At 37.9% G+C, this 25,179-nt stretch carries 22 protein-coding genes; 7 read left to right on the top strand and 15 right to left on the bottom strand.

Features of this window, described 5'->3' with window-relative positions:
* Window positions 1-15: 15 nt before the first annotated feature.
* The gene (locus ACUN24_RS05050; RefSeq protein ID WP_445561523.1) at window positions 16-630 is read left to right on the top strand and encodes an FMN-binding negative transcriptional regulator; all 615 of its coding nucleotides are present in this window, start codon (window positions 16-18) and stop codon (window positions 628-630) included.
* Between the two features lie 545 nt (window positions 631-1,175).
* Here ACUN24_RS05050 and ACUN24_RS05045 read toward each other — a convergent pair.
* The 8 genes from ACUN24_RS05045 to miaB all read right to left on the bottom strand — a co-directional run bounded on the left by ACUN24_RS05045 (window position 1,176) and on the right by miaB (window position 9,570).
* On the bottom strand, window positions 1,176-2,186 hold the full coding sequence (locus tag ACUN24_RS05045; protein ID WP_121285230.1) for an inorganic phosphate transporter: 1,011 nt from the start codon (window positions 2,184-2,186) through the stop codon (window positions 1,176-1,178).
* A 12-nt stretch (window positions 2,187-2,198) separates the two neighbouring features.
* Complete coding sequence (locus tag ACUN24_RS05040; RefSeq protein WP_193419515.1) at window positions 2,199-2,840, bottom strand: DUF47 domain-containing protein; 642 nt, start codon at window positions 2,838-2,840, stop codon at window positions 2,199-2,201.
* A gap of 395 nt (window positions 2,841-3,235) precedes the next feature.
* Entirely contained in the window at window positions 3,236-4,261 is a 1,026-nt protein-coding gene (locus ACUN24_RS05035; RefSeq protein ID WP_121285232.1) for a sensor histidine kinase, read from the bottom strand.
* A gap of 488 nt (window positions 4,262-4,749) precedes the next feature.
* Window positions 4,750-5,112: a preprotein translocase subunit SecG gene (secG, locus tag ACUN24_RS05030; RefSeq protein ID WP_132395957.1), complete on the bottom strand. Its 363-nt coding sequence runs from the start codon at window positions 5,110-5,112 to the stop codon at window positions 4,750-4,752.
* Between the two features lie 14 nt (window positions 5,113-5,126).
* Complete coding sequence (locus ACUN24_RS05025; RefSeq protein ID WP_445561522.1) at window positions 5,127-6,185, bottom strand: hypothetical protein; 1,059 nt, start codon at window positions 6,183-6,185, stop codon at window positions 5,127-5,129.
* Window positions 6,186-6,259: 74 nt separating this feature from the next.
* A complete protein-coding gene (locus ACUN24_RS05020) occupies window positions 6,260-6,775 on the bottom strand; it encodes an LptE family protein (RefSeq protein ID WP_370629749.1) in 516 nt (171 codons plus the stop codon).
* A gap of 68 nt (window positions 6,776-6,843) precedes the next feature.
* Entirely contained in the window at window positions 6,844-8,085 is a 1,242-nt protein-coding gene (locus tag ACUN24_RS05015; protein WP_445561521.1) for a sigma-54 interaction domain-containing protein, read from the bottom strand.
* Between the two features lie 69 nt (window positions 8,086-8,154).
* On the bottom strand, window positions 8,155-9,570 hold the full coding sequence (gene miaB / locus ACUN24_RS05010) for a tRNA (N6-isopentenyl adenosine(37)-C2)-methylthiotransferase MiaB (RefSeq protein ID WP_445561520.1): 1,416 nt from the start codon (window positions 9,568-9,570) through the stop codon (window positions 8,155-8,157).
* Window positions 9,571-10,533: 963 nt separating this feature from the next.
* Here miaB and ACUN24_RS05005 point away from each other — a divergent pair.
* The 4 genes from ACUN24_RS05005 to ACUN24_RS04990 all read left to right on the top strand — a co-directional run bounded on the left by ACUN24_RS05005 (window position 10,534) and on the right by ACUN24_RS04990 (window position 15,768).
* Complete coding sequence (locus ACUN24_RS05005) at window positions 10,534-12,321, top strand: hypothetical protein (protein ID WP_445561519.1); 1,788 nt, start codon at window positions 10,534-10,536, stop codon at window positions 12,319-12,321.
* Window positions 12,322-12,388: 67 nt separating this feature from the next.
* Complete coding sequence (locus tag ACUN24_RS05000) at window positions 12,389-14,203, top strand: hypothetical protein (RefSeq protein ID WP_445561518.1); 1,815 nt, start codon at window positions 12,389-12,391, stop codon at window positions 14,201-14,203.
* A gap of 51 nt (window positions 14,204-14,254) precedes the next feature.
* Window positions 14,255-14,812 (top strand): LemA family protein, encoded by a 558-nt coding sequence (locus tag ACUN24_RS04995; RefSeq protein WP_445561517.1) that lies wholly within the window; start codon window positions 14,255-14,257, stop codon window positions 14,810-14,812.
* Window positions 14,812-15,768 (top strand): DUF3137 domain-containing protein, encoded by a 957-nt coding sequence (locus ACUN24_RS04990; protein ID WP_445561516.1) that lies wholly within the window; start codon window positions 14,812-14,814, stop codon window positions 15,766-15,768. The genes ACUN24_RS04995 and ACUN24_RS04990 overlap by 1 nt, the downstream gene beginning before the upstream one ends.
* A 217-nt stretch (window positions 15,769-15,985) precedes the next feature.
* Here the strand turns inward: ACUN24_RS04990 and ACUN24_RS04985 are convergent, their stop codons facing one another.
* From ACUN24_RS04985 to ypfJ, 7 genes are all read right to left on the bottom strand, one after another.
* A complete protein-coding gene (locus ACUN24_RS04985) occupies window positions 15,986-16,351 on the bottom strand; it encodes a response regulator (protein WP_445561515.1) in 366 nt (121 codons plus the stop codon).
* 20 nt (window positions 16,352-16,371) lie between these two features.
* Window positions 16,372-16,956, bottom strand: a complete 585-nt coding sequence (locus tag ACUN24_RS04980) for a chemotaxis protein CheB (RefSeq protein WP_445561514.1) — start codon at window positions 16,954-16,956, stop codon at window positions 16,372-16,374.
* Window positions 16,941-17,759 carry a CheR family methyltransferase gene (locus ACUN24_RS04975; RefSeq protein ID WP_445561513.1) on the bottom strand — a complete coding sequence of 273 codons (819 nt, stop codon included), beginning with the start codon at window positions 17,757-17,759 and terminating at the stop codon, window positions 16,941-16,943. Before ACUN24_RS04975 ends, ACUN24_RS04980 begins: the two co-directional genes overlap by 16 nt.
* Before the next feature lie 3 nt (window positions 17,760-17,762).
* Window positions 17,763-18,134: a response regulator gene (locus tag ACUN24_RS04970; protein WP_132395941.1), complete on the bottom strand. Its 372-nt coding sequence runs from the start codon at window positions 18,132-18,134 to the stop codon at window positions 17,763-17,765.
* 14 nt (window positions 18,135-18,148) lie between these two features.
* Window positions 18,149-21,733 carry a response regulator gene (locus ACUN24_RS04965; RefSeq protein ID WP_445561512.1) on the bottom strand — a complete coding sequence of 1,195 codons (3,585 nt, stop codon included), beginning with the start codon at window positions 21,731-21,733 and terminating at the stop codon, window positions 18,149-18,151.
* A gap of 18 nt (window positions 21,734-21,751) precedes the next feature.
* Window positions 21,752-22,885: a hybrid sensor histidine kinase/response regulator gene (locus ACUN24_RS04960; protein WP_445561511.1), complete on the bottom strand. Its 1,134-nt coding sequence runs from the start codon at window positions 22,883-22,885 to the stop codon at window positions 21,752-21,754.
* 104 nt (window positions 22,886-22,989) lie between these two features.
* The gene (gene ypfJ, locus ACUN24_RS04955) at window positions 22,990-23,835 is read right to left on the bottom strand and encodes a KPN_02809 family neutral zinc metallopeptidase (protein WP_445561510.1); all 846 of its coding nucleotides are present in this window, start codon (window positions 23,833-23,835) and stop codon (window positions 22,990-22,992) included.
* Between the two features lie 216 nt (window positions 23,836-24,051).
* On the opposite strand from ypfJ, the gene ACUN24_RS04950 reads away from it, so the two are divergent.
* On the top strand, window positions 24,052-24,729 hold the full coding sequence (locus ACUN24_RS04950; RefSeq protein WP_445561509.1) for a hypothetical protein: 678 nt from the start codon (window positions 24,052-24,054) through the stop codon (window positions 24,727-24,729).
* Window positions 24,730-24,731: 2 nt separating this feature from the next.
* A complete protein-coding gene (locus ACUN24_RS04945; RefSeq protein ID WP_445561508.1) occupies window positions 24,732-25,127 on the top strand; it encodes a hypothetical protein in 396 nt (131 codons plus the stop codon).
* Window positions 25,128-25,179 lie beyond the last annotated feature (52 nt).

Genomic DNA, 25,179 nt, shown 5'->3' with positions numbered 1-25,179 from the left:
AACAAAGCACAACTCATGTACAAAACTTCATATTCTTCAGCAGGCAATCAAGATGAAATTCTTGAGTTTATGCAGCAAAATAACTTTATCACATTAATCGGTTTTGATGGTGAATATCCGGTTGTTACACAGGTACCGGTTCAAACCGTAATCCACAACGATTCGATAAAACTTATCGGCCACATCATGACCAAAACCGATCATTATAGGGCATTTGAGCAAAATCCGAGCGTGATGGCTGTTTTTACCGGTGCTCATGCTTATATCAGCGCATCAGTTTATGAAAAACCTGCCTCAGTTTCTACTTGGAATTATAAAACGGTTCAGGCCAAAGGCAGTATAAGACTTATGGATTCTGAAGAAACTTATCAGGTCGTAAAAGAACTAACAAATCAGTATGAAAATCCTGAAACAAGTCCTGCTGCCTTTAATAAAATGGATGAAGCATATATTCAGAAGCATTTAAAGGCAATTACAGGATTCGAAGTTTTGGTGAAGCACATCGACCATGTTTTTAAAATGAGCCAAAACCACTCAACAAAAAATCAGGAAAGTATTATAGCAAAGCTAGAGAAAAGTGAAGATCCGGTTGCAAAAGAAGTAGCGAAGGAAATGAAGAAGAATTTGTAAAACTCACCTGTTTTCACCACGGAGTGCGCAGAGAAAATGCACAGAGGACACAAAGAGAATGATTAAATACTTGTCAGTCTTAGCGTAGTTTAGAACAACCACAGACAGGGGTAGAGTTGGAATCTAAATTTAGATATATGGTGTGTGCATTCTATGGCTTTATTAACAGCGAAGCGCGTAATTCTACTGTCATTCTGAACGCAGTGAAGAATCTTTTAATGAATAGCAAAGTACAGTTAAAGATCCTTCGTTTCACTCAGGATGACATTCACAAAGTAAAGCCGTCATTTCGACTGCCGTGGAGAACCCGAAGGCTCTGCGAAGCAAAATCTTTAAATTTGATTTCAATAACTTAGTAAAAAGATATCTCCATTCCACTCCGTTTCAGTCAAGACAACCTTCCCTGTTTGCTCTGTGCAAACTCAATGGCCTCTGTGGTAAAACAAAACATCGCTTTGCGAAATCTTAGCGTTCTTTGCGGTTAAAAACAAAAAAGACCAAAAGCTAATGCCTTGGTCTTCTGAGTATATTAAAAGATTTTGTTTTTATTTTAAGTAATAAATTACGGCATAAATAATGGCTGCTAATGTAGCCGAAACCGGAATGGTTAAAATCCATGCCCAGATTAAGTTGATGGTTACCCCCCAACGTACTGCAGAAACGCTTTTCACTACACCCACACCCACAATAGAACCCGTAATGGTATGTGTAGTAGAAACCGGGATACCGAAATGTTCTGTAATGCCTAATGTAATCGCACCAGCACCTTCAGCAGCAACGCCCTCAAGTGCGGTAACTTTAGTAATTTTTGAACCCATTGTTTTCACAATTTTCCAGCCGCCACTCATGGTACCTAAAGAGATTGCTGAATAACAGCAGATAGGTACCCAAGCAGGCATAGATTCAAAATTTGGAATTACTTTCGATGCAATTAATGCCGTTGCAATGATACCCATTACTTTTTGAGCATCATTACCTCCATGGAAGAAACTTAATGCAGCAGAAGATAACAATTGTAGGCGTTTAAACCATTTTTCAGCAGTTGATGGCTTAGCATAACGACAGATATTGATAATGATCAGTGTTAATACAACTGATATCACCATACCGATTATCGGGGCCAAAACAATGAAAGAAACAATTTTTATTACATAACCCATGTTTACAGCGTCAAGCGGACTAGCGCCTGTAAGTAAAGCATGTGTCATACCTGCACCAGCAAAACCGCCAATTAAAGTGTGCGATGAACTTGATGGAATACCATACCACCAGGTTAAAAGGTTCCAGATAATTGCAGCAATTAAACCTGCAAGGATAACTTCTAAAGTGATATAATTTTCGATTACCGTCTTAGCAACGGTATTGGCCACTTTGTGGTCGGTAAAATAAAAGTAAGCAGCGAAATTGAATAACGCAGCCCATAAAACCGCCTGAAAAGGCGTAAGAACTTTTGTAGAAACAACTGTTGCAATCGAGTTAGCGGCATCGTGAAAGCCGTTAATGTAATCGAAAGCAATAGCCAGAATTACAACAACAACCAATAAGGTAGTTACCATGTTTGTTTTTTATTAAGCGTTTTTAACCAAGATAGTTTCAAGCACATTTGCCACATCCTCACACTTATCTGTCGCTTTTTCTATCGTTTGTAAAACCTCTTTTTGTTTAATTAATTCAATCGCATTGGTTTCGTATTCAAACAAACGCGCAACCGCTAATGTAAATACATAATCAGCCTGGTTTTCGCCGCTGTTGATACGGATACAAGCATCAGCAATTACACGGATGTTTTTGAAACTGCGTAATTCTTTAATTGCTTTATCAATATCGGTACACATTTCTACCAAAAGCTCAGCAATTTTAACAATTGGCTCGTTAATGGTGTTCATGTTGTACATCTGCATACGGTTTGCAGTACCATAAATATAATCGGCAACATCATCAACGGCGGTTGCCAATTGGTGAATATCTTCTCTATCAAATGGAGTGATAAAGTTCCTGCTCAACTCAAGAAAAATTGAATGGGTAATATCATCACCAACGTGCTCTAAGCGCTCAATTTCCTTAAAAATTGTTTTTCTGCTTTCAGCATCAGCCGTGCTAACCATTTCTAAAAGTGTTTCAGCAATTTTTAATGCATTGCTACCTGCTTGTTCGAAAAGTGGATGAAACTTTTTGTCTTGAGGTGTAAAGAACTTAAAAATATTGTTCATGTTAATTTTTAATATGTTGCAAAGCTACAAGCCCAATGTTAAGTTAATGTTAATTTCTTAATTATATTAACTAATTGTCACCTTATTTAGTCAGGCAAGCGTTATTTCTATACTTTCAGGTAGCTGACAATGAAATAAATAGGTTATTTAGGAAACAATACTGAACAAGTTCTCACTTACAATGGTCTCGGTAAACGCTTTATCCCGATGAAACCTGTGCGAAATAGCATGCGCACCATAAAATAGTTAAGATAACTGCTTAAATCAGGATATTCGCTAATATCGGGTTTATCAACAGTGGTAAATTGCTTTTCAGAATGAAATCAGATGCCGTATTTGCGTGCGTTCCTTATTTCCGTGGCAAAAATTGAAGAATGATCATCAAGGCATTAAGGTTAGCCTCCTTTTTGTAGCGTAAAAGCAAAGGTAGTACCTATGCCCGGTGTACTTCTTACCGAAATGGTTTGTTGGTGTGCTTCCAAAATGTGTTTTACAATGGCTAAGCCTAAACCAGTGCCCCCTACTTCTCTTGCCCTATGGGTATCAATGCGATAAAAACGTTCAAACAGGCGCGACAGATGTTTTTCTTCTATACCAATACCGTTATCAGTAACTTCTATCAAAACCTGGTCGTGCAGTTCAAAAATCTTAATGGCCGTTTCCCCGCCATCAATGCCGTACTTAATGCTATTTACCATTAAGTTAATTAAAACCTGCCTGATCTTTTCGCGATCAGCAGAAACTAAGGTAATGGCAGTATACTTATCTTTAAAAAAAAGCTTAATATTTTTAGCTTTAGCGCGATCTTCGAGGTTTTCCATTACCTCTTTTGCCAATTGTACAAAATCGAATTTTTGATAGTTAATTGGCGATTCTCCAGTCTCTAACTTTGATATAACGTCTAAATCATTAATTAAATAACTCAATCGCTCTACATTATTTTCTGCTTTTTTCAGAAATAAAACAGCCTGATCAGGATCATCTACCAGGCAATCCTGTAGGGTTTCAATATAACCCTGAATAGCAAAAAGCGGGGTTTTAAATTCATGCGAAACATTTGAAAGAAACTCTCTTCTAAACTGTTCCTGTTTTTTTAATAAATCTATTTCTTTTTTCTTTGCACCTGCCCACTCTTTTACTTCTTGTTCTACATCATTAATCGGATCTGAACTCACATACTCGCCAAGCGCATCTTTTAAATCTTTACCTAATTTTAGGTTATGGATCAGCTTGTAGATGAGTTTAATTTTGGTGTAGATATACTTCTCAAGCAAATAATAAAAAACCAAAAAACTGCATAAAAACGACACGCCAAAAGAAATAGCCATATAATACAGGCTATGCTGAAAATAAAAATTAACCATCCCGATGGAAAGACCAACGGCGAGAGCAGTAAATAATACCAGCACACTTAATTTCATGCTGCAATTTAAAGCTTTTTATGTTAAATGTGTGTTAAGAGATAAAGGGGATTGATTCATTTTTTACGGGATGTTAAAAACAAAAGAGGTTGTACCATAAATTGTGATTCCATTCGAACTTGTCACGTTGAGCTCAGCCTGTACTGAGCTTGACGAAGTATCGAAACGCTTTGCGAGGCATCTTAAACAGGTCCTTCGACAGGCTACCATTGACAGACTCCAATAGAATGGTCGTCATTGCGAGGCACGAAGCAATCTTAAATCACACGCTGTTAGCGATCGTTGTAAGATTGCTTCGTCGGCTGAAAAAGCCTTCGCAATGACGATTCCTCGCCGGAACATAGCAATAGAACCCTCTGTCACTCATATTGATTTAAACAATTAATTAACCCTCAGGATGCAATTCTATATCTATGATACAGCATCGTTAAAAAACAAAAAAGCTTTCCCTTTTAAGGAAAGCTTTCTAAAATACGGGTAAGTATTACTTATTTCTTTGTCGAATCTGTTTTAGCTGGAGTTGAAGCTGCAGGTTTAGTGCTGTTTAAATTTCCGCCAAGTGGAGATGGTGATGGCGTTTTATCTAAACGCTCCTGAATAGCAGAGTTTCCAACTGCAGCACTACCGCCACTGGTTTTAGCAATTGTAGTAACGGCAAGGGTTAACACTACGATTAAGGTTAACAATACCCAAGATCCTTTTTCTAAAACATCGCCGGTACGTTGTACACCAAACATGTTACTGCCGCCACCGCCTGTAGCTAAACCTCCACCTTTAGGATTTTGTATTAAAACAAATAAGCCTAAGGCTACACACGCAATAATTAATAAAATGATTAAAAAGGTTACCATGGTAATATTATATTTTAAAATTTCTTTTCTATAGATTGGATAAGGTCGGCAAAGTAACGGCTTTTTTCCGGATATTTCAAACTTAATTTTTTATAAGTATCTATGGCTTTGTGATAAAGCATTTGCTCAATATAAATTTTAGCTAAAGTCTCCGAAACAAGGTCATAATTGTCTTCTGCGCTTTTCTTTGCCTTATTTTCATTATCAATCTGTTCTGGCTTAGGCGGCTTGATGGTTGGATCTTCTTTTAAGAATTTCTCAATGATTTCGGCACCCTTTGCATCTTTAATTTCGGCAGAAGGGTATTCTGCTAAATGATCTGCCACCTCGAAAGGCGTTTGGATGTGAAAGATATGCTCCACATACTGCTGTTGAAACTCAGCTCTTTCTTGCTGTTGGTTATTTTGTGGCTGTGGTTTTACATTACTGGCGTTAGGATGAGCATAAGGCTGAAAGATCTGTTCGTGTTCTTTACGGGTTTTAGCCAACCACCATAAAAACGTGTATGGAAGCTTATCGTCGTTATATTGTGAAACAAAATTTCTTTCAGGCTCGTCTGGAACAACAGTTTCAATTTCTGGTGCGGTTGTAACCACATCGGTACTTAACTTCTGTTCAAAAGCGAAGAAATCGGTGGCAGCTACACTTTCAATAAAAGAATCGTCATCTGCAGGCAAGTCCATTAAATGGCTATCAATACCTGGCAGGCGATTTGGTGTTTCTATGCTTATATCCTGATTGGCAGATAAAGGGATATCATCTGAAGATTCACCTGTTTCTTCATAAACTTCCGGTTCATCCTGCGTATGCTCTGTAACGACTATATCGATTTCAGGTTCCTCTTCCTGCTGATCCTCGTGGACTGAAACCATATTTAGTACATGGAACAACACATGCCCCTGACCATATAATGCAGCTTTTGGAATAAATGAAGCATTGGCTTTGGCTAAAAGCAAATGAATGGGCTGTGAATATGGAAATTGCTGCACCATTTCCTGCAACATGGATGCATGCTCTGGCCTAACCTTTCCAGGCTGCGCAAGTAAATCTGCCAGTAGCTTTTTGTTATCCATTATCGAGGTTTGCCGCTAAGTTAAAAAAATGTAGACGGGTTTTGAAAATTTTGTCTTTTAGAATCCTGCTTTATTTACCACTGCGCAAATGCACGGTTAAAAATATCTTCGGATAATTGTTTGTTAATATTTTCGATAGCACCAGGTAATAACGTTTGAATTGGTGCCCCATTGATGGGAAAATCAAAATACCTGGTAAAGCTCTCCTCAAAACTTTCTTTTTCGTGTTCTTTTATATTGTTCTTATATTTTACCGAAACGGTTATGGTTAATCTGTTTGCACCCGAGGTTGGCGTAGCACTATTTTGAAGCGCAACCGGTTTAATATCGTAACCTGTTATTCTCCCCTCAAATGATGCATCTCCTTCACCTGTTGGAGAAATAATCAATTTAGTCTGGTTACGGATCCGGCTTTTTAACGATTCTGTGATCTGGTTACTCAATGTTGGCACCACTAACGGTGCATTATTTTCAAATACCCGAACCACCACCGTTTTTAAACCTGTTGTTGATGCTCCACTAAATTTATAAGAGCACGCGCTAAAAACCGAGGCAAGCAGGATTAAGGTAAATATTCTAATTTTCATCATTATCGAAAATGTTATCTAAGTTTTGGGAAATGTGCTTTCGCTGGAGATTGAAATAAGCAATTTTAAAATTACAGGTTCAATTCTTTAATCTTCCTGTACAAGGTACGTTCTGAAATACCCAGTTCCTGAGCAGCAAACTTACGTTTACCCTTGTGTTTTTTTAATGCTTTTTTAATCAGGTCTGATTCTTTATCCACTAAGGACAAAGATTCTTCTACTTCTTCTGCATCGTGCGCAAAATAATCAGCATTGTTGTTGTTGTTATTATTGCCTGGTGTAGGTTGCTGAATGGTAAAGGCATGCTCCTGACCTGCCGGTAATTCTACATCGCGGTACAGCTGATTGATATATTGCGGATTATCTGCCAAAACGGTAGCGGTATTTCCGCCATGCTGAATAATTTCGGCAACTAGTTTTTTAAGCTCAACCATATCCTTTTTCATATCAAAAAGCACCTTGTACAAAATATCTCTTTCTGTAAAATCTTCTTTCGACTGAGCGTTAATCGCCATTGGCAAATTACTTCCAGCTTCGTTCGGGATATAGTTTAAAATGGCCGGTCCGGTAACATTCCGGTCTTTTTCCAATACGCAGATTTGCTCAGCAATATTTTTTAACTGGCGAACATTACCCGGCCAGCTGTAATTGGTTAAAATCTGAACGGCATCTGGTTCGAGGTGTAATGCCGGACTACGGTACTTATCACTAAAATCGGCAGCGAATTTTCTGAATAATAAATAAATATCTTCTTTACGCTCTTGCAAAGCCGGTATGCGCAATGGAACAGTATTTAACCTGTAATATAAATCTTCCCGAAATTTTCCGTTCTTAACGCGGTTATATACATCAACATTTGTTGCAGCAATAATGCGGACATCTGTTTTCTGTACTTTAGACGAACCCACGCGCAAATATTCGCCACTTTCTAAAATACGCAATAAACGTGCTTGTGTACCTAAAGGTAATTCAGCAACCTCATCTAAAAAGATGGTACCGCCATTTGCCACCTCAAAATATCCTTTACGGGCTTCGTGCGCACCGGTAAATGATCCTTTTTCGTGACCAAAAAGCTCAGAATCAATCGTTCCTTCGGGAATAGCCCCACAGTTTACCGCAATAAAGGCACCATGTTTACGGGCACTCATTTGATGGATAATCTGCGAGAATACCTCTTTACCACTACCACTTTCGCCTGTTATCAACACCGACATATCAGTTGGTGCTACCTGGCTTGCAATATCTATGGCCCGGTTAAGTAGAGGCGAATTGCCAATAATACCGAACCGTTGTTTAATATTTTGTGTATCCATTCTTTAGATTTGAGTATTGAGATATGAGATATGAGACCTTACGCCCCTTACCTTCTACCCTCCACTTTTTTAAACTATTTTACCAATTAACGTAGCAGATGTACATTTCTCGATATACACATTTGCATACTGACCGGGTTTAACGCCATCAATTGCAGGGAAAATGGCCATTGCTCCGCTATCTCCTCTTCCGCAATAATCGAGATCAGATTTCTTAGAAGTGCCTTCAATCAAAACCCGAACAGTTTTACCCACCCATTCTTGCAAACGCATTAACGAATGTGCCTGTTGTTTGGCCAAAATCTCAGCTAAACGGCGTTTTTTCACTTCCTCAGGAATATCATCTTCCAATTTACGGGCGGCTAAAGTTCCTGGTCGTTCAGAGTAGGTAAAGTTATAAGCAAAATCATATTGCACATAATCCATCATACTCAGGGTTTCCTCATGTTCCTCTTCAGTTTCTGTACAGAAACCTGCGATGATATCGGTAGAAATTGCACAACCCGGAATAATATTGCGGATGGCGTCAATACGATTGATATACCACTCCCGGGTATAAGTCCTGTTCATTAACTCCAATATGCGGGTATTCCCCGATTGCACTGGCAAGTGGATATAATTACAGATGTTATCGTATTTAGCAATGGTATGTAAAACTTCGTCGGTAATATCTTTTGGATGCGAAGTAGAGAAACGTACCCTTAAATCTGGGCTAACCAATGCTGTTTGCTCCAGAAGCTGCGCAAAGTTAACGGTTTCTGTTCCATCCTCTGATGTCCAGGTGTACGAATCTACGTTTTGGCCCAAAAGTGTAACCTCCCGGTAACCAGCTTCAAATAAGCCTCTCGCTTCTTCTATAATAGAATGGGCATCGCGACTTCGTTCGCGGCCACGGGTAAAAGGAACCACACAGAAAGAGCACATGTTATTACAACCACGGGTAATGGAAATAAAAGCGGTTATTCCGTTGCTGTTTAAACGAACCGGACTAATATCAGCATAGGTTTCTTCGCGAGACAATAAAACATTAACTGCTTTATGTCCGCTTTCTACCTGCTCAATTAAGTTAGGCAGATCGCGATAAGCATCAGGGCCAACTACTACATCAACCAAACGTTCTTCTTCTAAAAATTTAGATTTTAAACGTTCTGCCATGCAGCCCAAAACTCCAACAATTAATTTCGGGTTGCGGCGTTTTTCGACACCGAACTGTGATAGTCGGTTTCTAACCCTGGTTTCTGCATTTTCGCGGATCGAGCAGGTATTAATAAAGATTACATCAGCCTGGTGGTAATCCCCTGTGGTTTCAAATCCAGTTTCGGATAAAATAGAGGCAACAATTTCACTATCAGCAAAATTCATCGCACAACCATAACTTTCGATATATAATTTACGGGCATCGGCTTTAATCGGGGTATCTAAAATTAAAGCTTCACCTTGCCTGGTTTCATCGTGCGTCTTATCCTGTACTTGTAAATCAATCATTATTTAAAAACATTTGGGGATTGCAAAAATACATAAATATAATTAAAAGTGACAAATTGACATAGTTTGTTTAAATGTTTACAGTATGATTATGATAAAACAGTAAGCAAGCCGTATTAATCTACATTTTTACATACTGATAACGTTTTTGGGAATGTACGGTTCTATGCTTTTGGAAGACTATAGCCCCGCTTCTGGCCCAATTGAAAAAATTGTGGCATCCTGCTAAGGTCGGGTTTAGATTACAGCTGTTCTTACGATTATGAGGGGTTTTCCGTGCCACAGGCCTAACCAATTTAGCCCTTGGCGAAGCGGTACCCTGCAGGCCAGGAGGCACGACGGCCGAAGCGTACAAGCACAGCAAAGGAACAAACGATGTTTATTGAACAGTCTTTGCGCTCCTAAAATCATTTTTACATAAAACAATGTGTATCAATTCAATAGGATATTTTTTTTTTGGAAATGTAAGGTTCTGTGCCTGTGGAGGACTGCAGCCCCGCCCCCGCTTCTGCCCCAATTGAAAAAATTGTGGCATCCCGCTACGGTCGGGTTTAGATTACAGCTGCTCTTGCTAATATGAGCGGTTTTCCCTGCTGCAGACCTAACCCATTTAGCCTTTGGCGAAGTGGTACCACAATGTCATTAAGTTAAGCCATTAGCTAGGTAGGCGTAATTTAACCACAGATTTAAAAATCCGTGTTTATCTGTGTACATCTGTGGTTAAAAACCTTAAATTGATGATATTGATCGGTACGCTGCAAGTTCGGAGTATGACGGCCGAAACGTACAAGCACAGCAAAGGAACAAACGATGTTGCTTATCCTGCCCTTGCGCTCCAGAAATAATTTTACAATATAGCATCCAACAGTATCTCCTCTTTGGTCTTTCTGCTTTAGTCTTTTGCCTTGCCCCTAAAAAAACCTTTCGCTCTTCTATATGTTACCTATTGATAAGCCATAATAAATGACAGCTCAACATAAAAATAAAATTTGGATCTGGATAGGAAGCATATTCGGCATATTGGTTTTAATTGTTGCATTTGGTGCTATGTTTTTAAGCGCCAGATGGAAGCCTATATTAACTGAAAAAATTAAAGCGGGTGTTTATAATGGCTCCCATCACTTATATAGAATAGATTTTAAAAGCATTAACTTAAATGTAATTACAGGCAGCTTAGCCTTGCGCGACGTTGTTTTAACCCTCGATACTGCTGTTTTTGATAGCTTAAAGAAAAAACAATTGGCTCCCGCCCATACTTTCGAACTTAAATTAAAGAAACTGCAGATTAGCCGTGTAGGCATATTAACTGCCTACTTTAAAAAGCGGATAGATGTAAAAGAAATCCTTTTACAAAAGCCATCTATCAACATGATTTTTAATAAAATAACCAAGAAACCAGATAGCATAAAAGATGAAAAATCGCTTTATGAGCAGATTTCCAAAACCTTTAAATCGGTACATGTTAAAAGCATCAAAATTGTGGATGCGGATTTTGATTATATCAACAAAACCGCAGCCAAAAAAACCAAAAACTCGATCAAACACCTTGATATTAACATCAATGATTTCTTATTAGATTCGCTTTCAGGCAGTGATACAACAAGGTTTTACTATACAAAAGATGCATCATTTCAGATTGCGGGTTATAAATCGGTAACTAAAGATAAAATGTACTCCATGAAAGTGGATACCATTAAAGGTTCTACTGCATCAAAAAAAATAGCGGTTAGCGGATTTAAACTTACGCCATTGTACGATGAACTTACTTTTGCAAGAAAATACAAGATCCAGAAAGACCGGTACAATTTAAGCTTTGATAAAATAGAATTTAATGGCGTGGATTTTATTGGTTTAAGTACCGACGAAAAACTACATGCAAAATCGTTGAAAATTGGTCAGGCAAATGTAGAAGTTTTTATGAGCCGCGAATCGCCACCGCCGCCGGGCTTTGATAAAGGCCAAAACTATCCACATATGGCATTGAAAAGGTTGAACATGCCCATCCTGATTGATACGGTAAAGCTGAAAGATATTCATCTTAAATATGCTGAGTTTAACCCTGCAAGTAAAAAAACCGGATCGGTTGACTTTAAGGCGTTAACAGGAAACATTTTAAATGTAACCAACGATAGCTTACAATTGAGCAAAAAGAATCATGCCCTGGCAGATTTAAACACACTTTTAATGGGCACCGGAAAGCTGAATGTAAAAATTGATTTCAATTTAACCGATAAAAATGGCGCTTTTACCTACAGCGGGCGTTTGGGCAAATTTGATATGAAAAACCTAAATCCATTGTCTAAAGCGCTGGGGCTGGTTGAAATAGAAAGCGGCAACATACAACAGGTTGATTTTAAGGCGAACGGAAATTTAAGATCTGCAACGGGATCGATGGGTATGTTGTACAGCAATTTAAAGGTGAAATTACTATCGGATAATATTGATGGGGAAGGAACCAAGAAAAAAGATTTCTTGTCTTTTTTGGCTAACACCATTTTAGTTAAAGATGAAAATCCACAAAAAGGTGAAGCGCCAAGAACGGCAAGCATGACCAATACAAGGATTAATTCGGCTTCCTTTTTTAACCTGATGTGGAAAACAGTTTTCGTGGGGATAAAAGATATTGTAGGCGTTGGCGTAGTGCCCGAAAAGAATCCGGTAAAACAGCAAAAAGTAATTGCAAAAAAAATAAGGGAACAAAAACGGGCAGATAGAAAGGCAGCAAGAAAAGCCAGGAGAGAAAAAAACTAACCTACATTTTTCAAATATATGTTTATAACCGTATATTGCTAATAAAACCACAGCCTCTCATTTTTTAATGCCTGATACCAGAAGATACCGTTATAAAGTTTTTAAATGGATTGCGTGTACATTACTCAGTGTTTTTATCGTACTTGCAGGTATAGCCTGGTTGTTAAATGTGAAATCGCGCCCGATTTTAACCGACAGGATTAAAACACTGCTCTATAAATCAACCGACAGTTTATATACCATTAGTTTTACCAAGGTTTCTACCAATGTTTTTACGGGCAATGCCACTTTACAGAACGTAAAAATAACACCTGATACCAATCGGTTTAAGCAGCTCATTGCCTTAAAAAGAGCGCCAAACAATTTATATACTGTTTCTTTAAAAAAACTGGTGGTGAAGCGCTTCCACCCGTTAACCTTATACCGCGAAAAAAAACTGCAGTTAGAGGAAATCATATTTGATAAACCTGAGGTAACCATGGTGAATCAGCAATTTGCTTTTAATGAAGGACGTGCACCCAGGCCTATTAAATCACCTTACGAGATTATCTCCAAAAACCTGAAAGAGTTTAGCATTAAAACCATCCGTTTTAAAGACGTAAGCTTTAAGTATGTGAATAAAAATGTAGCCAATTCGGTGCCTTTCGCTATTGATGACCTTAACATTACGCTAACCGATTTGTTGGTTGATTCTACCTCTGCAGATGATCCGAGCCGGTTTTACCTGCTAAAAGATATCGTAATCAACCTGAATAACTATGTGTACCGCACGCCTGATAAAATGTACGACATTAAGCTTGATCAGCTTGATTTCAGGGCTACTACAGGTAGGCTAAGGATTAATAGCTTTGCGCTGGTTCCATTATATGATGAAATGAAATTCGGTAAGGTTGCAGGTTATGCCAGGGAACGTTTTGATATTGGCATGCGCAATATTATGCTCAACGGCATCGACTTACCGCTATACATCAGCAAACAGGAGCTGTGGGCAAAAGAAATGGCCATTGCTAACGGTTTTATATCTGTTTTTAACCAGAATGGGCTTCCAGGTAAACCACAGGAGAATAAGATTGGTAAATTTCCCCATCAGCTTTTGCAGCTTGTGCGTGCCCCTATTCTCGTCCAGAAAATCAAGCTGAAGGATGTAAACGTTAACTATTCGGTTTTTAACAGTGAAAGTAATCAAAGAGGGCGGATCAGTTTTGAAAACACCTCAGGAATTATAAAAAATGCCACCAATCTTGATAATATTAAGGCCATAAACCCAATAATGGAAGTTGACTTAAATACTTATTTATTTGGCCAGGGAAAACTTGATGTGAACTTTATGTTCAATCTTACTGCTAAAGATGGTGCATTTTCTTACCACGGAGTTTTACACAATTTTAATGCACGGGTTTTAAATCAGATTACCAAACCACTTGGCCTGGTACGCATTAACCGCGGGAATGTAGATAAATTGAAGTTCGATTTTAAAGCAAACGATTCAGGCACAAAAGGAACGGTAGCATTCTCTTACTACGACCTGTCTGTTGCGTTGATGAAAAATGATCCCGAAAAAGATCACCTGGTTACCCGCGGTTTTCTTTCTTTCTTAGCCAATGCTTTAATCATAAAATCTGAAAACCCGGGTGCAGATGGCAAGCTTGTACCTGTAACCGTAAATTACAGCAGGCCTTCAAATTCCTCTTTTTTCAACATGATCTGGAAGAGCCTTTTTACAGGCATAAAATATAGCATCGGTATTACGGAAGAAAAGCAGAATGAAGTACGTGAGCATATTGCAAAGTTTAAAGCCATGCGGGCCAATCATTTACAACGAAAACAGAAGCGTTTAGAACGCCGGATAAAGCGTGAACGGGAACAAAATGAAAAGCGATAAGATGTTGTAACCTTTTCTTATCTTTATTATCTAAACCTTAAACTAAAATTTATGATTATTGCCCTCGTTATTATCGGATTCATCTTTCTTATCGGGATTTTCTTTTACAACTCCCTCATTGGGAAGAAAAATCAGGTAACAAATGCCTTCTCGGCCATTGATGTAATGCTAAAAAAACGGTTCGACCTTATTCCAAACCTTGTTGAAGTGGTTAAACAGTACACTAATTACGAGCAGGGAACCTTAACCAAAATAGTTGAACTGAGATCAAAAGCAGGCTTACCGAATATCAGCAATGCAGAAAAAGCAGATTTGGATTCACAATTGAGCAGCAATGTGAGGGGTTTAATGGTCAACATTGAAAATTACCCTGATTTGAAAGCCAATACCAATTTTATTAACCTGCAAACCACCTGGGCGGAAAGTGAAGAACAGATTGCAGCTGCCAGAAGAACCTATAATGCTTCGGTAACCGATTACAACAATTCGATTATGATGTTTCCAGGCAGCTTATTTGCCGGGATGCTGAACTTTCAGCCAATAGCCGTTTTAGAAACCGCAGAAGAAGAACGTAAAAACATCAGCGCAAAAGAACTTTTCAATAACTAATGTCGTTCGATATTGCAAATAATGTAGCCCTACAACAAGTTTTGGCTACAATGGAGGTAGAACGCAAAAGAATTGCCGGTACCCAAACCAAAGGCTATATTTTTATTGTTACTGGTATTGTGCTTGGCATTTTGGGCTTCGTTTTGGGTTTTCCTATTCCTGCTGTAATCGCTGGCTTAATACCTATCATTTATGGTGGTGTTTTGTTTTTCAAAATCAACGATTCTCTAACAGCTTACCAAAATGCCTATAAAACGAATGTAATTGGTGCTGCCCTTAAATTTTTAGACGAAAGTTTATCGATTAATCCCTATCAGGGAATTGAAGCTTCGGAGTTTATGTACACACAGCTGTTTAGCAATGAGCCTGATCGCTACAAAACAGAAGATTTAGTAATGGGATGTGCTGATAAAACCCGGTTTTACTTTGCTGAAGTACATGCTGAATATAAAACAGTAACCCAAACAAAAGACGGAAGGCGAACAGAGTGGCACGACATTTTTAGAGGGATCCTCTTTGCTGCCGATTTTAACAAGAAATTTAATGGCGTAACCATCGTCAGACCAAAGGACATCGGAGCAGCCTTTGGTGCATGGTTTTCAAAAAACCTGTTTTCTTTTGGCAATAATGACGTTATCCAACTGGAGAATGTAGAATTTGATAAGACCTTTGTAACTTATGGTTCAGATCAGGTTGAATCCAGGTATATCCTTACGCCTGCCTTGATGGAGCGAATACTAAACCTCAATCATCAAAGCAAGTACAACATCAGTTTATCCTTTATCGAATCGAGGATGTATATCGCTTTCCCCCTGAACCGGAATTACTTTGAGGCACCGATTTTTAAATCTTTACTAAATCCCGAAACTGTAAATCAGGATATTTCTACCATAAAGTTTATGTATGATATTGTTAAGGAGCTGGATCTGAATACAAGGATTTGGGGTAAGGAATAACAGATAGGGTATTTCTAAGAATTAAAAAAAGTCGTCATCTCGACTGGAACGCAGTGAAATGGAGAGATCTGCCACGATAGATTTCTCGACTTCGTTGCACTCCGCTCGAAATGACGACAATTCGAGTGGAGCTTTATATCGGGAGTTTAGCAAGGCCTAGAGACTCACGAAGTTTTTCCTGCACGCGAGCCTCTTGAAACTTCGTAAGTTTTCCGCGCTAGCTCAAATGTTTTTTTACAATTTCTTCTAACGCAGCAATATCAAATGGTTTCGACAGGTAACTATCTGCGCCGGCTTCGTCGGCTAATGAAGATATATCATTATTGGCCGAAAAATAAATTACCGGTATATGCTTTAAACCAGGATGGCTTTTTAAAGCCCTGGTTGCCTGTATTCCTCCCAGATCGGGTAACCAATTATCCATAAAAATTAAATCAGGCATATATGCTGCAACCTGCTCTTCTATATTATTGGCATTTTCAGATGTCTTTATCTCATACCCGGCATCTTCCAAAATAAATGTACAGAGATCAAGGATATCCCTATTATCATCAAAAACAAATATTTTTTTTGTAACTATCATATTAACCTCCGAAAAAGCAATTAATCATTTAACTTATTTATATAATCAGCCATATCCAGGCTATCCAATATTACATGCGGCTTAACATTAATAACCGCCTGCTGTGGCATATACGGCATTATGGCCGTATTTGGATTTTGTATAACGACTTTACCACCATAATTGTTTACAATTTTTAACCCTTCTACCCCATCAGCATTAGATCCTGAAAGTAAAATACAGACTAATTTTTCTTTAAAAACCTCAGCTGCTGATTGAAAGGTAACATCAATTGATGGTCGGGAATAGTTTATTTTTTCAGAGTAATCTAAAGAAATACTTCGGTCTTCCTCTATCAGCGTATGGTAGTCTGCAGGCGCTATAAAAACTTTACCCGGTATTAAAAATTCCTTCTCCTCTGCCTCACCAACCGCCAATGTTGTCCGCGATTTTAATAAATCGGTTAAAAGAGACTCGTTACTTGCCTTACGGTGAACCACTATTATAATAGGGAAATGAATATCGTTGCGTAAGGCCGGAAAAATTTCGAGCAAAACATCTAAACTACCAGCCGAACCGCCAATAATTAATGCATTACAAGGAGTAGAACCTATAGTTTCCGCCATATTTTCTCCATTTTAATCCTTTTGTATTCTTTGGCCTTCGGCCAAAACTCCAAACTTTCTTTACTGCCCAAAGCAAGATAACCCAATTTTTCTATACTACCATCAAATAGGTTAAATACTTTATGCTGCAATTCTTTATCGAAATAAATTAAAACGTTTCTACATAAAATTAACTGAAACTCATTAAAAGAATGATCAGAAGCCAGGTTATGCGTAGAAAAGATCATCTTCCGATTTAAACTTTCATCAAATTTGGCCAAAGAGTAGTTCGCGGTATAGTAAGTAGAAAAATCTTTTAAGCCTCCCGATTGCAGATAATTTTCGGAATATTGCTTTAAATAAGTTAATGGAAACATGCCTTTTTTTGCTTTTTCTAAAACCGATGGATTAATATCAGTGGCATAAATAAGTGATTTATGAAGCAAATTAAGTTCTTTTAAAACAATGGCAAGCGAATAAGCTTCTTCTCCGGTAGAGCAGCCCGCCACCCAAATCCGGATAAAAGGATAGGTGCCAAGTACCGGAAGTACATCATTCCGTAAAGATTTATAAAAGGAAGGATCGCGGAACATTTCGGTAACATTAACCGTAATTTCCTCTAAAAAACGCTTGAAGTATTGCTTATCTGTTTTAACTGTATAACGAAATTCGGCAAAACTCACAAAATTATCCATTCCATAAAGGCGTATAATCCTTCTTTTTATAGATGCATGGGAGTATTCCAGAAAATCATAACCGTGATTTTCTAAAACATCATTCAATAGGATTTCTACCTGCTCATTATCTATCGCGTCACTGATCACCGGCTATTTAGTAAAATTTTCTATTTGCATTAGTAACTCGTCAACATTTATCGGTTTTGAAACATAACCCGAAGCACCTGCGCTTAAGCAACGCTCCTTATCGCCTACCATGGCTTGGGCGGTTACGGCCAACACAGGTATATCCTGCATTTTAGCCGATTTCTTCATCACTGCAATAGCCTGATAACCATCCATATCCGGCATCATCATATCCATTAAAACAATGGCAACATTATCGTGCTTTTCTAAAATAGAAAAACCATCTTTGGCACTTATAGCAGATAAACAATCAAAACCTTTGGCCTTTAAAACAGCTTTTAAAGCAAAAATGTTTCGGTTATCATCATCAATTATGAGAATTAATTTTTGAGGCATAAAAATAAAATGGGTTATGATGTATGATGATTTTCGTATAACCAAACTCTTAATAACGAGATCAGCTGATCCATATCTACTGGTTTGCTGATGTAATCGGATGCACCTGCAGCAATACATTTTTCACGATCACCCATCATCGCTTTTGCGGTAACAGCCAAAATTGGCAGGTTGCGGTATTTGATATCCTGTCTGATGGCTGTTGTAGTTTCATAGCCATCTAGTTCCGGCATCATCATATCCATTAAAACAACATCAATTTCGGGATTTTCATTTAATAGTTTCAGGGCTTCCTTACCATCAATGGCGGCCACTACTTTCATCTGATGCTGCTCTAACATTTTGGTTAAGGAGAAGATATTGCGCACATCATCATCCGCTACCAGAACCGTTTTTCCAACCAATACATCCTGTAGTTCGGAAAACTTTTTAGGTGTTTTGTTTTTCTCCTTGCTTTTTTCTTCTACCAGGTGAAGGAACAGGCCTGCTTCATCCAGAATACGTTGATATGAATGTGCCGTTTTTACCACAATCGAATCAGCATATTGTTTAATCCTGTTTTCTTCTCCTTTTGAAAGGTTTTTGCCAGTAAAAATAATGATTGGCAAATTCTCTAAGCCGGGTGTTTTCTTCACCACTTCAAGTGTTTCGTAAGCATGCTTATCCGGAATGCCCATATCTAAAATCACACAGTTAACCTCTGGCCTATGCAAGGCAGAAACACCTTCGTTTACCTGGTTAACAATTTCTGTCTGGATATTAAAATTACTTAGAAAATAACTTAACGCCTTGGCATGCTGTTCATTTTCTTCTACAATAAGCACTTTTTTCGGATGACGGCTTAAGGCATGCTCCAGTTTTGAAAATATCTCCTGCATGTGCTCAAAGGCAAAAGGTTTATTAATAAAATCTACCGCACCTTTTAACAAGCTTTCTTTCTTAACCTGCAGAGAAGACATGATGTGTACCGGAATTGGGCGTGTAGAAGGATCCGATTTCAGCTCTTCCATTACCTGCCAGCCATCTTTAATTGGAAGTTGGATATCGAGTAAAATGGCAAGCGGCTTAAAAGTCTTAGCCATTTCAATCCCTACATCACCGCGAACAGCAACCAAACCTTTATAGTTTCTTTTGCGTGTAAAATCTAAAAGCGTCTTAGCAAAAGGCGTATCGTCTTCAACAATAAGAATTACCTTATCATCGGGTTGAATGTTATCGCGATCGTCCTCAATTTCTTGCGGAATATTGTTAACCGTTAAATGGCTAACTTTTTTTACCGGAGCCTCTAAGGCCATTACAGGTTTCTCTGCTTGGGGTACTACACCTTCAAAACCTTTATTTTTATCAATGGGTAGGGTAAGTGTAAAGATACTTCCTTTCCCCTCCGCGCTTTTTAAATCAATATATCCGCCTAATAGTTTGGCCAGCTCTCTGCTAATGGAAAGCCCAAGGCCTGTGCCACCAAACTTGCGGCGCGTAGAGCCGTCGGCCTGTTGAAAGGCTTCGAATACCATGCCTTGCTTTTCGGGCGCAATACCTACACCTGTATCGGTAACTTTAAATACCAGCGCACCTAATTTTTCATTTGTATTGATATTCAGGGTTACCGTACCTACCGTAGTAAATTTAATGGCATTTGAGAGCAAGTTTTTAATAATCTGCTCCAGGCGCATTTTATCAGTATGAAAAAACTCAGGAACTTCTGCCGATTTTTCGATCACAAAGTTCAGGTTTTTGTCTTTAGCTAAAGGATTAAATAGCGAACGCATGCCGGAAATGATCTCGTCAACCTGAATATTTGTCCGGTCGAGTTCCATTTTACCTGCCTCAATTTTAGAAAGATCCAGAATTTCGTCTATTAAACTTAAAAGGCCCTGACCTGAGCTTTGAATAACTTCTGCGTATTCCTGATGCTCAGTATCCATGGCCTCATTTTCAGCCATTAACCTTGATAATAACAGGATTGAGTTGAGGGGTGTTCTTAACTCGTGCGACATATTGGCCAAAAACTCTGATTTGTACCTTGTACTCAACTCCAGTGCTTCTGCCTTTTGTTGAATTTCTATATTGCGCTCTTCTATCAGTTCGTTCTTTTCTTCCAGTAAGCTGCTTCTTTCTTCCAGCTCCTGGTTACTTTGCAACAGTTCTTCCTGCTGTACACGTAATTCTTCTTCACTGGCCTGAAGTTTCTGTGCCTGTGCTTCGAGCTCTGCATTTAAACCTTCCAGTTCATTGTGCTGAACCTGCAACTCTTCTGATTGTGCCTGTGTTTCTTCCAACAATTGCTGCAGTTTTAGCCTGTTCTGTGCACCCAGCAATGCGGTACCCACATCAGATAAAACCAGGTTTAAAAAGTGTAATTGCAGATCGCTGTATTTACCAATAGTACCCAGCTCTAAACCACCTATTGAAATTTCATTTCTAATAATTGGGAGTACAATTACCTGAGCAGGTTTAATATTTCCAGTAGCATGCGTAATGGTGAGTTCATTCTGAGGAACATCATCCAGCAATATCGGTTTACCTGATTTAACCGCCTGGCCAATTAAGCCCTGGCCAAGTTCTAAACTTTGGGTTAGGTCTTGTTTCTTTAAAGCATATTGTCCCTTTAAATGCAGATATCCATCATCTTTAAATAAATAAACGGCACCTACCTGGCTCTTGGTATAATTAGCCAAAAATTCGATAATATCTTCTGCCAGGTGGAAAACGTCTTTTTCGCCAACCATTTTCACGTTTAGGTTAGCCACACCAGTTTGTATCCATTCATTTTCTTCCAACGTATCGAAAGATTTTTTCAATGAATATGACATGGTATTCAGCGACTCAGACAGTTCGCCGATATCATCCTGGGTTTGGCTATCAAGTTTTACACCATAATTGCCATTAGAAATTTGATAGGCAATTTCCTTAATGGCAGCAATACGTTTCTCCATCTCGTATTTTTTATCTTCAATTTCCTGCTGAAGTTTAACACGTTCATCAAAATCAATTGATACTCTCCGATAAAAAAACAAGGTGATAAGAATAGCAAGGAGCGCTGCAATTAAAATTAGAATAGGAATATAAGAAGTAAGTTTATTTAATTCATTGGTTCTTTCTTCCAGGAGCCTTTTCTCTTCGGTTACTATTTTACTTACAACAGCCCTGGCCTCATCCATATAAACCTTGCCCTGAAATAAAACAGTCTGATCAATGACACCGTCCAAAGTTTTAATTTCTATGGTCGATTTAATGATATCTAATCTTTTAAAAAGAATATTTTTAAGTGTTGCTATGTTTTTTTGCTGAATGCTATTATCTTTTGTATCAAGTTCAACTTTCTTTAGTATCAAAGCAGCCGAATCGCTGGCACCATAATACGGCGTTAAGAATGTTTTATTCCCGGTTAATAAAAAACCCCGCTGTCCGGTCTCGGCATCTTTTAAATAGGATATAATATTCTCAGCATTTAAAATAACCTCGTCGCTATGTTTAACCAGTTCGGTGCTTTTAATGAGGTTGCCGATACTTACATAAGAGGCCAGCGAACTGATAAATAGAATAATTAGCGATAAGCCAAGGCCTAAACGTAAATTACTTTTAAGAGTTGTTTTCATTATATGGATTAAGGATAATTAAACTTGATTTTTAAGGACTTCTTCTTCTGTAGTAGGGATAATAAAATAAAATTCAGAACCTTCATCCGGCACACTATTTACACCGATTGTGCCTCCATGTCGGTTAATGATTTCTGAACAGATATACAAACCAATCCCCAGTCCGTTAAAGCGGTTACTGTTGTCCTCTACCCGATAAAATTTATCGAAAATTTTATGCTGCTGTTCTTTTGAAATACCTATTCCAAAATCTTTTACAGCCACATAAAATTTTTCATCTTTAATGTGTGTGATTACATTAACCTGATTGGTACCCGGGGCATATTTAATGGCATTGGTAATAAAATTGATGACCACCTGCTCCAGGCGCATTTCATCACCAAATATCATTTCGTCTGTTTTGCCCAGTTTACTGATCTTAAAATCGGGATTAGATTGCTGCAACATTTCTATCGCATTATTTACCATGTTATCAGCACAAAAGCTTTTCATGTTAAACTTCATTTTTCCGCTTTCAATTTTTGAGATATCGAGCAGATCGGCAATTAATTCGTTTAGTTTTTCGAGTTGGATACTCGCCTTTTCGAGATGATTCTGCGCCATGGTTTTATCATCTCTGTTAATACTACGCTGCAACAACTGGATATAGCCCTTTACACTTGTTAAGGGCGTTTTAAGTTCATGGCTGGCTATGCTGATAAATTCGTCTTTTTTATGTTCGGCCTGTTTCCTGAATTCAATTTCTTCAAGCAGTTTTTCCTGTACCTCGTTAAGCTTTCTATTCTGCTCGTAAATGCGATAAAATGTTTTTATTTTAAGGAGCAGCACATTAATATCAACTGGCTTGGTGATGTAATCCAATCCACCGCTCAGGTATCCCTTAGTAATAAATTTTAACTCTGTATTTACTGCAGAAAGAAATATAATGGCGGTATCTTTTGCCTTGCTAAAACCAGAAATGGCTTCAGCTACCTCAAAGCCGTCCATATCTGGCATTTGCACATCAAGAATAATCAGGACGTAATTATTTTTTAATACTTTTTTCAGGGCTTCTTCGCCAGATGATGCGGTATCAACCTCAAAATTGTGTGCCTGGAGTACTTTCTGTAACGAGATCAGGTTTTCAGGCCTGTCATCAACTATAAGGATCATCTTTATTAAAACAAATAAGAAGCCGGGATAATTAGTTTGGTTTTGAGATAAAAATCTCATTAACTGTAAACAAACAATTCGCTTTTAAAAAAGTTTTGATTTTTTTATAAATTACTTGAATTAAAAGTATCTCCCTGTTTAATATCTCCTGTTTCAAAGCCTTTTTTAAACCAATACATCCGCTGCGCAGAGGTACCATGGGTAAAAGAATCGGGTTTAACTTCGCCTGTTGCCTGTTTTTGCAATTTATCATCGCCTATGGCATTGGCAGCCGTTAGCGCTTCTTCTATGTCCCCTTCATCCAATTTGAAATCTTTAAGGTTCTGGGCATTGTGCGCCCAAAGTCCCGCAAAAAAATCGGCTTGTAATTCTAATTTTACTGATAAGCGGTTATATTCTTTTTCACTAACCTGACCACGTGCCTGGTCTAACTTTTCCGAAATTCCCAATAAATTTTGAACGTGGTGGCCAACTTCATGTGCAATTACGTAGGCCTGTGCAAAATCTCCGGCAGCACCGAAACGGTTTTTTAATTCATCATAAAATGATAAATCGATGTATACTTTATGGTCGCCAGGACAATAAAAAGGACCAACGGAAGATTGCGCATAACCACAGTTGGTTTGTACACCATCTCTAAACAGCACTAATTTAGGATTTTCATAAGTTTGATTCATTTTTTGAAATTCCTGCTCCCAAACTTCTCTGGTAGATTGCAGAACGTTGGATACAAAGCGACCTTCAGCATCTTCTGGAACGCCAGTTTTTGCTTCGGTTTGCTGTCCGGTAACTTCCCCCGGCAATTGACCAACTAATCCTGTCAAATCTTTTCCGAAGATAAGCCCCAATACCACTACAATGATACCGATACCACCACCCAGGATTGTTTTGCCGCCACCACCAGACCGCCTGTCTTCTACATCTTCACTTCCTTTACCAAACCATTGCATAATTTAATTTTTTAGTTTAATGATTAACCTTAATTATGGGATAATTGTTATGCTAAAGTATAAATTATTTTTATTGATTTTTTCTTTTGGATTGTGGCTATAGAACATCTTTGCTTTTTGGCAAGAAAGCAAAAGCTTTAAAAAACATTTATTATAAAAGTATTTGTTAACTTTAATAGACCCTCTACGACAATAATAACATTAATAAGTCAATCTATGGTTAATACATGGGAAGTGCTCAAGCATGGGGAAAGATTAATTGCAGCAATTGAAACTCCACCAACGGTAAGAGATTTATCTTTTAATAATAGAATTACCCCTGCATTTGACATGCTTTTTGTTCAAAGTCCAAATGGCAATTATATCTTGATCATTTATATGAGAATAAAAATAACTTATACAGATCGGACTAATCAATATTGGACTTTTATAGATAAAGACACTTTTGAAAAGAATTTTAGGGAAAAGGTTAATAAAAAGTGGGGTTCATCAAATATTAAGACGTTATATAATTTGAGTAGCAGGAAGACTATTTCATTAGATTTCAGGTTTTCACTTAACAGAGCCGCCATATTCACTTATAATCACTGGACTTTAAATGTCGTAAAATTAAGAAAAGGTGAATGGGTGCAAAGTTATGTTACAAGCAGTTTAAGAACAGGCGATTTTGACAACAATGATTTTGACTATGTTAAAAAAAGTGCTAGAACCTATCAAAGAGGAATTATTCATGAGTTTGGCCATATGCTGGGCTTAGATGATGAATATAATTTAGGTGTGCATATCTCAGATTTAGAATCGGTGATGAATTCTGGCGAGACGATAAGGCAAAGACACCGTGCGGTATATATTCTATGGCTCGAAAAAACGTTAAGAGAAAAAAATATACATTAATCATGAAAGCAAAAATATTCTTTATTATCATCTTATTTTTGAATATATCTTGCCGCCAAAATAAAAATACTATGGCATCAAATGAGACCTCAAATACATCCTTTAAAGTGCAATGGGATCAACTAAAAGCTGAAAAAGATAAAAAAAAAGAAAAGAATTTGGTTGTTAAATTTATAAAATTAGTACAGGAAAAAAATTATGGGATTGCCAACCCAACCTATGTAAACTACAACGGAAAAACAGCCCCATTATCCAATCTTTTTGAAGATGAAAAACCTGATCAGCTGAAAAGCATTAATATTGAGATATTAGATAGAAAAGGTATAGCTCCCAACGAGAAGCTTGGCAATTGGAAGCCCCTTGATTACAAATCTGCTCTGTTATTTCTGCAGGAATAGCTTAGGTTATCTTCCATTTCAGAAAAAAAAAAATCAAATCCAAAAAAAGATG

Source organism: Pedobacter sp. WC2501 (assembly GCF_052682415.1).
Note: the sequence above shows the minus strand (reverse complement) of the source record. Positions and strands in the feature narration are given on the sequence as shown.